Origin of the sequence: Winogradskyella litoriviva (assembly GCF_013249065.1) — a bacterium.
Taxonomy (GTDB): Bacteria; Bacteroidota; Bacteroidia; order Flavobacteriales; family Flavobacteriaceae; genus Winogradskyella; species Winogradskyella litoriviva.
Map to the genome: position 1 here is coordinate 722528 of NZ_JABRWQ010000001.1, position 12784 is coordinate 735311.

Annotated in this window: 10 protein-coding genes; 7 read left to right on the forward strand and 3 right to left on the reverse strand. The window is 31.8% G+C overall.

Annotated elements, in window-relative coordinates; genetic code table 11:
• The first annotated feature begins 128 nt into the window (after positions 1–128).
• Positions 129–1979 (forward strand): cation:proton antiporter, encoded by a 1851-nt coding sequence (locus HNV10_RS03130; RefSeq protein WP_173299861.1) that lies wholly within the window; start codon positions 129–131, stop codon positions 1977–1979.
• 24 nt (positions 1980–2003) lie between these two features.
• Positions 2004–2729 carry a hypothetical protein gene (locus HNV10_RS03135; RefSeq protein ID WP_173299862.1) on the forward strand — a complete coding sequence of 242 codons (726 nt, stop codon included), beginning with the start codon at positions 2004–2006 and terminating at the stop codon, positions 2727–2729.
• 111 nt (positions 2730–2840) lie between these two features.
• Here the strand turns inward: HNV10_RS03135 and lepA are convergent, their stop codons facing one another.
• Positions 2841–4637, reverse strand: a complete 1797-nt coding sequence (lepA, locus tag HNV10_RS03140) for a translation elongation factor 4 (RefSeq protein ID WP_173299863.1) — start codon at positions 4635–4637, stop codon at positions 2841–2843.
• A gap of 176 nt (positions 4638–4813) precedes the next feature.
• On the opposite strand from lepA, the gene HNV10_RS03145 reads away from it, so the two are divergent.
• On the forward strand, positions 4814–7219 hold the full coding sequence (locus HNV10_RS03145) for an outer membrane beta-barrel family protein (RefSeq protein WP_173299864.1): 2406 nt from the start codon (positions 4814–4816) through the stop codon (positions 7217–7219).
• Between the two features lie 3 nt (positions 7220–7222).
• On the opposite strand, the gene HNV10_RS03150 is transcribed toward HNV10_RS03145, so the two are convergent.
• Positions 7223–8338, reverse strand: coding sequence for a TolB family protein (locus HNV10_RS03150; RefSeq protein WP_173299865.1), 1116 nt, complete (start codon positions 8336–8338; stop codon positions 7223–7225).
• Between the two features lie 61 nt (positions 8339–8399).
• On the opposite strand from HNV10_RS03150, the gene HNV10_RS03155 reads away from it, so the two are divergent.
• On the forward strand, positions 8400–9644 hold the full coding sequence (locus HNV10_RS03155; RefSeq protein WP_173299866.1) for a M28 family peptidase: 1245 nt from the start codon (positions 8400–8402) through the stop codon (positions 9642–9644).
• A gap of 69 nt (positions 9645–9713) precedes the next feature.
• Positions 9714–10301, forward strand: coding sequence for a hypothetical protein (locus HNV10_RS03160; protein WP_173299867.1), 588 nt, complete (start codon positions 9714–9716; stop codon positions 10299–10301).
• A 145-nt stretch (positions 10302–10446) separates the two neighbouring features.
• Here HNV10_RS03160 and HNV10_RS03165 read toward each other — a convergent pair whose 3' ends face one another.
• Positions 10447–10980 (reverse strand): hypothetical protein, encoded by a 534-nt coding sequence (locus HNV10_RS03165; RefSeq protein WP_173299868.1) that lies wholly within the window; start codon positions 10978–10980, stop codon positions 10447–10449.
• 138 nt (positions 10981–11118) lie between these two features.
• On the opposite strand from HNV10_RS03165, the gene HNV10_RS03170 reads away from it, so the two are divergent.
• Together HNV10_RS03170 and dusB are read left to right on the forward strand one after the other, a co-directional pair.
• Complete coding sequence (locus HNV10_RS03170; protein ID WP_173299869.1) at positions 11119–11772, forward strand: hypothetical protein; 654 nt, start codon at positions 11119–11121, stop codon at positions 11770–11772.
• A gap of 11 nt (positions 11773–11783) precedes the next feature.
• A complete protein-coding gene (gene dusB, locus HNV10_RS03175) occupies positions 11784–12779 on the forward strand; it encodes a tRNA dihydrouridine synthase DusB (protein WP_173299870.1) in 996 nt (331 codons plus the stop codon).
• Positions 12780–12784: the final 5 nt, after the last annotated feature.

Genomic DNA, 12784 nt, shown 5'->3' on the forward strand with positions numbered 1-12784 from the left:
TACTATTATTTGCTCGTTAGTTAATTTTGAAAGATAACCTATTTTTAAAAAACCCAAAGCCATTAAAGTAAATACAGAGATTTATATACTATATTTATTTAGTATTTTCACAAACAAAAAATATTTAAATGTTAGAATTAGCAGGAATCATTATATTAGGAATACTAGCACAGTGGGTAGCTTGGAAATTTAAAATACCAGCTATTTTACCTTTAATATTAATAGGGCTTTTAGTAGGACCAATTGCGGCTGAATTTCTAAGTGAAGATGGAACAAAATGGATAGAACCACTTTGGAATGGTAAAAAAGGCTTGTTTCCAGGTGAGAGTTTATATTACTTTGTATCATTAGCAATAAGCATTATTTTATTTGAAGGTGGACTAACATTAAAACGATCTGAAATAAAAAATGTAGGTCCTGTAATTACAAAGCTTATAACCGTTGGTTCTGCAATTACTTTTTTTGGAGCAGGTATTGTAGCCCATTTTATTTTTGAGCTAAGTTGGGATATATCATTTTTATTTGCTGGTTTAATTATTGTAACAGGCCCAACAGTTATAACGCCTATTTTACGAAATATTCCATTAAAAAAAGATGTGTCAACCGTTTTAAAATGGGAAGGAATTCTTATTGATCCTATTGGTGCATTAGTTGCCGTTTTAGTATTTGAATTTATAAGCGTAGGTGGTGATAGTGGCTTTACTAAAACAGCATTGATGGAGTTTGGTAAAATTGTATTATTTGGTACCACCTTCGGATTTACATTTGCACATGCTTTAGCTTTTGCTATTAATAGAAAACTAATTCCTCATTATTTATTAAATGTTGTTTCGCTTTCTACTGTTTTATTGGTTTTTGTAGAATCGGAAATATTTGCACATGAGTCTGGCCTATTGGCTGTAGTTGTTATGGGAATGGTTTTAGGAAATAGTAAGTTAGACAACCTTAAAGAGTTACTCTATTTTAAAGAATCACTTAGCGTATTATTAATTTCAATATTATTTATTCTTTTAGCAGCAAACATTGATATCGATGATTTACTGTTACTATACACATGGAAAACGGCAGCGCTTTTTGCAATAGTTGTTTTTGTAATAAGACCTTTGGCGGTTTTTGTAAGCACACAAGGCTCTAAATTGAATCTTAATGAAAAACTATTTATCAGTTGGGTTGGACCTCGAGGTATTGTTGCTGCAGGTATCGCGTCTCTATTTGGAAGCAAATTAATGAGACAAGGTGTTGAAGGCGCAGAATATATTACACCTTTAGTGTTTATGATAGTGCTAGGCACTGTTCTTTTAAATGCAACTACAGCAAGATTATTTGCAAGATTGGTTGGTGTGTTTTTAACCAAGTCTAATGGAATATTAATTGTTGGTGCATCTAAAGTATCTAGATTGTTAGGGCATTATTTAGAATCTAATGGAAGACACGTTGTACTTATAGATAGTAATCAAGGTAATATAGATAAAGCCCAAGAGCTAGGACTAGAAGCAATTAACACCAATATATATTCAGATATTCTTTCGGATAATATAGAATTAAATGATGTTGGTTATTTAATGGCAATGACCGGAAGTTCTGATATTAATAAATATGCAATTGATAAATTCCGAAATGAATTTGGTGAAAACGGTTCTTTTAGATTAGTAACAACTGATGAAATGAACAATCCAGAGAATAACCCAAAAGAAGGTTTGTTTTCTCCTACGGACGATTATATAACACTTAACGAAGTGACGCGTAAATTTCCGTCTATTCAAGAAATTGACATTGAGGATAAAGTTCAGTATGATAGCCTTATTGAAATCACTAAAAACAATAAAAATATGATTCCTTTATTTTTTAAAGATGAAGAAGGTGAACTTCATATAATTTCTTCATATAAATCAGATATAAAAGAAATTGGTAAAGGTTGTAAATTGGTTTATTTGGGTAAACCTTTTGATGTAGAAAAAGTAGCCAAGGAAGATGAGTAATATTAATAAATAGCTATAGATAGAATGAGTAAACCCTCTAACTTACGTGTTGATTATTCTAAATATCAAGTAGATGAGGTATCAGAAACAATTGCTGATGCTGTTTTCTTTCCACTTTATATAGGTAAAGTCTTAGGTACTAATTTGGTTATATTTTGGGCTTTGCTTACATTATTTTGTCTTTTTTTTATTGAAAATACGTTTTTAAGTATATTGTTTTGGGTTCTCACCTTTATAATATCCGTTCCTTCTATTTTGTTATTCTCAATAATTAGATTGTTCAGTACCATTAAAAATGATATTGATAATGTGTTTAAAATTACGTTAGAAACCACAAAACATGTTTATGAAGATGCAGGCTTATTAAAACAACAGCGTAAAGAAGATTTACCACTAAAAGCAACATTCTCTGATGTTTTTAAAGGTGTTGCCATGTATGTTATTAGACCTTCATTAAAAAAAGTACTCGAAAAGCGAATTAAATATTTTGCTTGGCCTTTAACGTTTTTAATAGATTTAATCTTTAAAAAAACGGTAATTAATGGCACTCCAGAAATAGGAGTTGAGCTAGATAATGAAGACCATATTGTTTTAAAAGAAAATACTACACTTTCTAAAATTAATAAAGGAAGTGAAAAAACAACATCAGTAGCTTTTACCGTTGTAAAATTTCCGTTTCGGTTAGCACTTATAATTTATGGTTTGGTAAATTATGTCCTAGTTTATCTATTGTATTTACTGTTTAGGTAGCAAGCAAATTCCTGCGAAGGCAAGAATCTATTTATTAGATTTCTATATTTAAGATTAAGCAATAAAATTAATAGAACCGTTTATGAGATTCCTTTTTTCAAAAGAATTACTTTAATCGTTCAACTTCAAAACAGCCATAAATGCTTGTTGAGGTATTTCTACATTACCTACTTGGCGCATACGTTTTTTACCTTTTTTCTGCTTCTCTAGTAATTTACGTTTACGTGAAATATCACCACCATAACATTTTGCTGTAACATCTTTACGTAAAGCTTTTACAGTTTCTCTGGCAATGATTTTTGCTCCAATGGCAGCTTGGATAGGAATATCAAACTGTTGTCTAGGTATTAATTCTTTTAACTTTTCACACATTTTTTTACCAATATAATGTGCGTTATCTGCATGAATTAGAGCTGAGAGCGCATCTACAGGTTGAGCATTTAATAAGACATCTAGTCTTACTAATTTAGAAACCTTCATGCCAATTGGGTGATAATCAAAAGAAGCATAACCTTTAGAGACTGTTTTTAAACGATCATAAAAATCAAAAACAATTTCTGCTAATGGCATTTCAAAAATTAACTCAACACGTTCTGTAGTTAAGTAGGTTTGGTTAACAATCATCCCTCGTTTTTCAATACAAAGACTCATAACGTTACCAACAAAGTCAGATTTTGTAATAATCGTTGCTTTTATAAAAGGTTCTTCAACACGATTAACCGTAGTTGGTTCTGGTAAATCACTAGGATTGTTAACTATAAAAGCTTCGTCAGGGTTTTTGTTGGTGTAAGCATGATACGATACGTTAGGAACTGTAGTAATAACCGTCATATCAAACTCGCGCTCCAAACGTTCTTGTATAATTTCCATGTGTAACATGCCCAAGAAACCACAACGGAAACCAAAACCTAAAGCCGCAGAACTTTCTGGCTGAAACACCAAAGAAGCATCATTAAGTTGCAGTTTTTCCATAGAGTTTCTTAACTCTTCGTAATCCTCAGTATCAACAGGGTAAATACCGGCAAAAACCATTGGTTTTACATCCTCAAAACCTTCTACAATATTAGTTGTAGGATTAGCAAAATCCGTAATAGTATCACCAACTTTAACTTCTTTTGCAGTTTTTATACCTGTAATTAGGTAGCCAACATCACCAGCTTTTACGCTTTGTTTTGGTACCTGATTTAATTTTAACGTCCCAACTTCATCTGCATAATATTCTTTTCCTGTGGCGACAAATTTAATTTTTTGCCCTTTTTTAATTTCGCCATTAAAAACTCTAAAATAAGTTTCAATTCCTCTAAATGTGTTGTAAACAGAATCGAAAATTAAAGCTTGTAATGGTTCATCTACATTACCTACTGGTGCAGGAATTCGTTCTATAATGGCTTTTAAAATATTTTCGACACCAAAACCTGTTTTTCCACTGGCATGTATCACTTCTTCTGGGTCACAACCTAAAAGGTCAACAATATCATCGGTTACTTCTTCTGGGTTTGCGCTTGGTAAATCTACTTTGTTTAACACAGGAATAATTTCTAAATCATTCTCTAAAGCTAAATATAAGTTAGATATGGTTTGTGCTTGTATACTTTGGGCAGCATCAACAATAAGCAATGCACCTTCGCAAGCAGCAATAGAACGAGATACTTCGTATGAGAAATCTACGTGACCAGGTGTATCAATTAGATTAAGGATATATTTTTCACCATTAAGTTCGTAATCCATTTGTATGGCATGCGATTTTATGGTAATACCACGTTCGCGTTCTAAATCCATACTATCTAAGAGTTGTGCTTGTTGTTCGCGTGCGGTCACAGAACCCGTAACATCTAATAAGCGATCAGCTAATGTACTTTTTCCGTGGTCAATATGTGCAATAATGCAAAAGTTGCGTATGTTTTTCATGTCTATTTCTAAGGCAATGAACTTTGTAAAAAAATAAGTTCTGTATGTAATTTGCAAATATAATCGATTTCTTGTGCTTTAAACTATCTATTATTACAATTAAAACACAAGCATTTACGGTAAAACCACATTAAAAAGTTAAAAACAATTAATATATTGCCGTACAATTTTTGTTAATGATTTCAAATTTTCGTAATTATTTTTGTTTCTTCTGCTTTATAATATCTTCTTTGGTAGTGGCTCAAGAATCTTCCATTTCTGGCAGAGTAGAAGATTCTGATCGTAATGCAATTTCTTTGGCCAATGTGATAGTATTAGCCGAAGATGGAAAAACATTTATAAAAGGTACATCTACAGATGACCAAGGTTTATTTAGAATTGATAACCTTTCTGCTCAAATATATTTTATAAAGATTAGTTTTATCGGTTTTGAAGAATTTCAGCAAAAAATTATCTTAACAGGAAACTTAGATTTAGCAAAAATTCAGCTTAAAGAAATTTCTGAAAGTTTAGATGAAGTTACTGTAATTGCAAAAAAGCCAACTGTAACTCGTAAGCCAGACCGATTAATATTTAATGTAGAAAATACAGCTCTAACAGAAGGTTCTACACTAGGCGTTTTAAAAAACACACCCGGAATTATAGTTTCTGAAGGCAGTATTAACATTAAAAGTGCACCAGCAGCGGTTTTTATTAATAATAGACGTGTGCAACTCACTTCAGATGAGCTTTTAACTTTATTAGAAAGCGCTCCTGCAAATAGTATAAAATCAGTTGAGGTGATTACAAATCCGCCGGCAAGTTATGATGCCGACTCTGGTTCTGTAATCAATATTATAATGAGTAAAAACCTGGTTACTGGTTATAGAGGAACTGTTTTTACCAATTATACACAAGGTGTTTTTCCGAGATATAATGGAGGAACAAGTCATTATTTTAAAAATAACAAAATCAACCTTAATTTAAACTATAGTTATTCTCAAAATAAAATAAATAGAGATCAAGATGATACTATTAACTATTTGGATGACTTAAATGAAATAGATCAAATTTGGAAATCTAATATTAACAGAAATACTTGGTCGCAGACGCATAATCTTAATCTTAATTTTGATTATTATATTAATGATAGTAATACGTTGAGTTTAACTACTACAGGACTTTACACACCTTATTACAAGTATTTAGTAAAAAACAGAACTAATATTTTCGATGAAAACTTAACGATTCAAGATCATTTTACTGCAGACAATTTATCTAGAGATAACAAATACAATATTGGTACAGATTTAATTTTTAGACACAGTTTTGATAGTGGTGCAAGCCTTACTCTAAATGGTCATTATACTATTTACGATTATAATAGAGACCAAAACGTCTTCACTAATAATTACGATGCGGATAATAATTTTGAAGACAGCTCAGAATTTAACACAGATGCCAACCAAAAAACCGATATTATTAATGGTAAAATAGATTATAGGTTGCCAATCAATGAAACCTCTGGTTTAGATGTTGGTGTAAAATATTCTAACGTAAATACAGAAAGCGATATTACAAGATTAGATATTATAGCTGGATCAGAAGTAATTAATACAGATAATACAGATGCTTTTATATATGACGAAAATGTTTTTGCAGCATATTCTAATTATTCAAAATCTTGGGATAAATGGAATTTAAGTATTGGTTTAAGATTAGAACAAAGTAGTATTGAAGGAACCTCTGAAACTTTAGGAGAAACAAATACGCAAGACTATTTAGATTGGTTTCCAAATGCGAGTTTATCATATCAAATTTCAGAAGATGTAGGCGTAACAACTAATTATAAAAGAAGCATTACAAGACCAAGTTATACAGATTTAAATCCTTTTACGTTCTTTTTAAACGAAAGCAATGTGGTTGTTGGTAATCCTAATTTAAACCCAACCTATAGAGATTATTTCTATTTAGGATTTAACTTTCTTGAGAATTTTACCATTTCTGGATATTATAGTAATTATGATGGTGATATTGTGGAGTTGCCAAGACAAAATAATAACACTAATATTATTGCATATACACCAACTAATCTCGAAAAAAAAGTAGAGTATGGCTTTGATTTTGAATATATAGCTGCACCATCAAATTATTGGGATTTATACTTTGTAACATCTTTTTACAATATAGCTGAAGAAGCTAGTTTTGAAGAAGGCTTTGTAGAGCAAAACCAATGGTCTAATTATAGTATTTTGTCTAACAGTTTTTCTTTTTTAGAAGATCGAAGTCTAAATGCCAGTCTCACTTTTACTTGGGTTGGTAAAAACTTACAGCAATTTCAAACTGTTGATGATAGACTCATCTCAGAACTCAGTGTTTCTAAAACTATTTTAAAGAAAAAAGGCGTAATTACATTCGCTGTTGAAGATTTCTTTAATCTTCAAGATTATAAATCTAGAACAAGCTATTTAGATCAATCAAGTTTTGGTATAGTTGATTCAGATAACAGATACATAAAACTTGGATTTAGCTACAAATTTGGTAACACTAAATTATCTACAAACGAACGTACTACAGATGCAGAAGAACGTGAAAGACTCTAAATTTTAATCTTGCCACTGTGCAATAAACAGATTAGTATCTCTTCCGCCTCCATTATTCCTATTAGAAGAAAAGGCTAAATATTTACCATCGTTAGAAAACACAGGGAATGCATCAAACGTTTCGCTATGCGTTACACGTTTTAAATTCTTTCCATCAATATCAATTAAATATAGATTGAATGGAAATCCGCGCTCAGACTCAAAGTTAGAAGAGAACAATACCTTATCTCCAGAAGGGTGAAAAAATGGGCTCCAATTAGCATTTCCTAAGTCGGTTAATTGTCTTAATTCAGAACCATCCGCGTTACAAATATAAAGTTCCATTTCTGTTGGCTCTACTAAGCCTTCAGCTAATAACTCTTTATATTCTTTTATTTCTTTTTCAGTTTTTGGCCTAGAAGAACGGAAAATTAATTTACTACCATCTGGTGAGAAAAATGCGCCACCATCGTAACCTAATTCGTTTGTAATTTGTTTTACGTCTGTACCATCAATATTCATGGTATACAATTCTAAATCACCACTTCTTGTTGAGGTAAAAACAATTTTATCACCTTTTGGAGAAACCGTAGGTTCTGCATCGTAACCAATTTCATCTGTTAATTGCTTTACAATATTACCCTCTAGGTCTGCAACAAAAATATCATAGCTATCATAAATTGGCCAGATGTATTTACCATTCTTTTTTAAAGGTGCATCCGGACATTCGTCTTGCTTTAAGTGAGTAGAAGCATAGATAATATGTTTGTTATCTGGCAAAAAATAAGCACAAGTAGTTCTACCTTTTCCGGTACTTAACATTGGTGGTGCTATACTGTCTGTAAAGGTTTCATTAGCATTCATTAAAAACATCTGATCGCAACCAACACCCCATTTTGCATTATTAGATTGAAAAACTAGTTGTTTATCATCAAAACTCCAGTAAGCCTCAGCATTATCGCCACCATAAGTCACTTGTCTTATAGATTTAAAGTGCGTTTCTTCAGGATAAATTAAGGATTCGTATTTTTCTGTTGCGCCAGATGTTGTATCAGCTGAGTCGCTAGAAGCATCAGATTGTCCTTTTTTACAAGATGAAAATGAGACGAGTAAGATTAAAATAAAAATGATTTTGTTCATAATAATGAATTATAATAAATGGCATATTATGCCTAATTTTGCGTAAAAATAAGATTTCAAAATGAAAAAAATAGTGTTTTTATTTCTTTTAGCGGGATTTCTATCTTGTAAAACAGAGCCAAAAGTTGCAGAGAATAAAATAAAAGAAGACGTAGCTTTTTTAGCAGATGATAAACTAGAGGGTCGTCAAACAGGAACTAAAGGAGAAGTCTTAGCCTCAGAATATATTACAAAAAGATTTAAAGCTATTGGATTACAGCCAAAAGGAACAGACGGGTTTTTACAATCGTTTTCATTTAAACCAAAAACAGATCCTCATAGCGAAGTAGAGTTTACAACTAATGCAGACAGCACAATTACAGGTCATAACGTTATTGGTTATATAGATAATAAAGCTAAAACAACTATTGTTGTAGGTGCTCATTACGATCATTTAGGTTATGGAGGTGAAGGGTCTTTATATCGCGGCAATGAAAAAGCAGTACATAATGGTGCAGATGATAATGCAAGTGGAGTAGCAGTGCTTTTAAACCTAGCAAGCCGATTAAAAGTAAAAAATGATAATGCCGAAATAAAAGATAAGAACAACTATCTATTTATGGCATTTTCTGGTGAAGAAATGGGATTGTTAGGATCTAATTATTTTACAAAAAATCCAACTATTGATGAGGAAACTATTAACTACATGATTAACATGGATATGGTTGGTAGAATTAAAGCTGATAGTACTTTAGCTGTTTATGGCACAGGTACATCTCCAATGTTTAAACAGACCTTAAAAGCTAATAATGATAATTTCAAAATTATAGAAAATGAAAGTGGCGTTGGTCCAACAGACCACACATCTTTTTATTTAATTGATATTCCGGTATTGCAATTTTTTACTGGTCAGCATGAAGATTATCACAAACCTAGCGATGATTCTGACAAGTTGAATTATGAAGGGATGAACCTTATTTCAGATTATATCTATAGTATTATAAATGACTTGGATGACAATGGTGAATTAGCCTTTAGAAAAACTAAGAATGAAAGTGAAGAAACACCTCGATTTAAAGTTGGTTTAGGTGTGGTGCCAGATTATTTATACGACGGAAAAGGTATGCGTATTGATGGTACTCGCGAAGAAACGCCAGCTTTTAATGCTAATCTAAAAAAAGGCGATGTTGTGGTTAAATTGGGAGATAGTACAATAACAGATATGATGAGTTATATGCGTGCGTTATCTGTTTTTGAAAAAGGCGATGAAGCTGCTATTACTGTAAAACGTGGAGACGAAGTTATTGATACAACGGTTAAGTTTTAATAGCGAATAAAAGGACTCAAAAAAATAATGTAGATTTGTGGTTAAACAGAAAATTAATTCCCAACTATTATGAAAAAACTTTTATCTCTTTTTTGTCTCTTTACTTTATTAACTGCTTTTACATGTGAAAACGAACCATTAGATGACGGAATTGAATCGGGATCAAATGATACAAATGTCGCGTTAATAGGTTCTTGGGAATTAGTAGATTTTGATGTAACGTTACAAACCTCTACAGAATTCATGGGAGAAACTTTTTCATCTGACATTGATATACAAAGTACAGAAGAAAACTATGTATTAACTTTTACAGAGAGTAATTTTACTACAGCTGGTGATTATACATATGATACCAATGTAGCAGTTAATGGTGCAACGGTAACTTCAGAACCTTATACTTTAGATAATGTAAGTGGAAGTGGTACGTATTCTACAAGTGGAAATGAAATGACTATTTATGGTTCATTTTTTGAATTTGAATTTGAAGGTATGGATGAAAATTTATTTCAAGATGAACAAACAACTTCATTTTCAATTTCTGCAGACGGACAAACACTTACTTTTACACAAGAGGAAACCGTTTCGCAAACAGACCCAATAACAGGTATAATTTCATCTAGTACAACAAGTGGAGGTTCTACTTGGACAAAGCAATAGTACCTCTATGAGGTATAAGAATTCAGTAGTATTATAATTACCTTAGTAAGGTATTATTTCTAGATTCTCTGTAATAAAAAAGCAGCTAAAACATTCTTTTGTTTTAGCTGCTTTTTAAGTATTGCAATAACGATGTGTATATAAATTAAACACCTAAAATCTCAGCATCAACTCTAAATTTAGTGTCTATAATAATATCGTGAGATTCATTTAGAGTTTCATCTGTAACAGTTTTTACACGTAGATTAAAACTATCCTTTTTAATGTATGCTTTCAGTTCCTCGCTAATAACATTTAATTCAACAATACTAGAATTGGTGTTTTCTAAATCAAAGACATTAGCAATTTCTAACTCATCTAAATCTTCAGCCTCGATATAAATGTGTACTTCTTTTAAAAAATTGAAATCACCATCTTCTGGAGCATCAATTGTAAGTTTTAAGCTCTTCAATTTAATACTTTCAATTAAATCTTTGTGCGTGTTATTGCTTTCAAAATTAGAATCAGATTCTGTTGTAATATCTGGAGTATCTAAACTAAAAGGTGTATTAATTATAGTTGTTGCTGCAACAGAATAATTAGTCTGGTAGTCTAAATCGAATTTGGTTAAATCATCCACAACATCGCAACTATTGAGTACAACAAATGCTAGGAATAAAGTAAGTAAGTTGTTTTTCATAAAAATAGATTTGGACGTAAATATACATTTTATAGTGAAACTACCTTAAAACACTCAAAAAAGAATACAAATTCTAAATTATTGAGGTTTACAAGGTTCATTGTATATTTGCAGCCAAATTAATCTAATTTAAAACTCATGTTTAAAAAATCAGTAGCAATACTTTCGTTGTTTTTAATAGTAACTTCTTGTTGGAAAGATAAAAGTCCAGAAGATTTAATCCGTTTAAAGGATAAGTTTAAATCTCAAGTATCTACATTCGAGAATAAAAAAGAAGTTGCAAATAAAAAGGTATCGCAAGGGTTAGAATCTTTAGGTGAGTTAAAACTAGCGTTAGAAGATGCAAAAAATGAAGATAAAGAATTCGCAAAAGTATATGGCGATTGGGAAAAAGTTAACAAGCGTGTAGAAAACTTAAATAAAGAGTATGAAGATTTAAAAACTAAAGCTTCAAACTTATTTACAGCCATGGAAACACAGACCAATAGTTTAAGCGATGAGAAAAGCCGAAACACCTTATTAAAAGCCATTAATAAAGCAAAAACTAAGTACAATGTAACATTATCTAATACATCTGAAGCAATTGGTAAATTAAGATTATTACACAAAGATGCTGTTGAAGTGGTTAAAGCTTTAGAGGTTGCGGCAGCTTTAAATTCGTTCGATTCTATAAACGGACAAATGAAAAGTATTGAAGATAGAGTAGATGGCATTATGCAAGAGTTAAACGTTGCTGTTGTTGAGAGTAAAAAACTCTATGAGAAAAAAATAACAGAATTAGGAGACGATTAAAAAAAGATAGATTGGTTAAAATAGGCGACATAGAATTACCCGATTTTCCATTGCTTTTAGCACCAATGGAAGATGTTAGTGATCCACCTTTTCGTGCTTTGTGTAAAGAGCAAGGCGCAGATGTGGTGTACACAGAGTTTATTTCTAGTGAAGGATTAATTAGAGACGCTGCAAAAAGCGTAATGAAATTAGATATCTACGAAAAGGAACGGCCTGTTGGTATACAAATATTTGGAGCCAACATGGAAAGCATGTTGCAAACCATTGATATTGTAGAAAAATCTAATCCAGATATTATTGATATTAACTTTGGTTGTCCGGTTAAAAAAGTGGTATCAAAAGGCGCAGGCGCAGGTATTTTAAAAGATATCTGTTTAATGGAACAGCTCACTGCAGAAATGGTTAAACGCACTAATTTACCAGTTACCGTGAAAACGCGTTTAGGTTGGGATCACAATTCTATTAAAATTGTTGAGGTAGCAGAACGCTTGCAAGATGTTGGTTGTGCAGCCATTTCTATACATGGAAGAACTAGAGCACAAATGTATAAAGGTGATGCGGATTGGAAACCTATTGCCGAAGTAAAGAATAATCCACGTATGCACATCCCAGTTTTTGGAAATGGCGATGTAACCTCACCAGAAAGAGCTGCAGAAATGCGAGATTCTTATGGTTTAGATGGTGCAATGATTGGAAGAGCTTCAATAGGAAACCCTTGGTTTTTTAAACAAGTAAAGCACTTTTTTGAAACAGGAGAACATTTAGCACCTATTTCTATGCCAGAGCGTGTAGAAGCGGCTAGACGTCATCTTAAAATGGCGATTGATTGGAAAGGGGAGACTTTAGGTGTTTTTGAAACCAGGAGACATTACACTAACTATTTTAGAGGTATTCCGCATTTTAAAGAATACAGAATGAAAATGGTAACCAGTGATGACTCTAAAGATGTTTTTGCTGCCTTTGATGAGGTTTTAGATAAGTTTGCAGATTACCAGTTTACGTCTTAAAAACT

Bases quoted from the DNA above. Each gene is read 5' to 3' on its own strand.
- HNV10_RS03130 (WP_173299861.1), top strand. From the start codon at position 129: ATGTTAGAATTAGCAGGAATCATTATATTAGGAATACTAGCACAGTGG.
- HNV10_RS03135 (WP_173299862.1), top strand. From the start codon at position 2,004: ATGAGTAAACCCTCTAACTTACGTGTTGATTATTCTAAATATCAAGTA.
- lepA (WP_173299863.1), bottom strand. From the start codon at position 4,637: ATGAAAAACATACGCAACTTTTGCATTATTGCACATATTGACCACGGA.
- HNV10_RS03145 (WP_173299864.1), top strand. From the start codon at position 4,814: ATGATTTCAAATTTTCGTAATTATTTTTGTTTCTTCTGCTTTATAATA.
- HNV10_RS03150 (WP_173299865.1), bottom strand. From the start codon at position 8,338: ATGAACAAAATCATTTTTATTTTAATCTTACTCGTCTCATTTTCATCT.
- HNV10_RS03155 (WP_173299866.1), top strand. From the start codon at position 8,400: ATGAAAAAAATAGTGTTTTTATTTCTTTTAGCGGGATTTCTATCTTGT.
- HNV10_RS03160 (WP_173299867.1), top strand. From the start codon at position 9,714: ATGAAAAAACTTTTATCTCTTTTTTGTCTCTTTACTTTATTAACTGCT.
- HNV10_RS03165 (WP_173299868.1), bottom strand. From the start codon at position 10,980: ATGAAAAACAACTTACTTACTTTATTCCTAGCATTTGTTGTACTCAAT.
- HNV10_RS03170 (WP_173299869.1), top strand. From the start codon at position 11,119: ATGTTTAAAAAATCAGTAGCAATACTTTCGTTGTTTTTAATAGTAACT.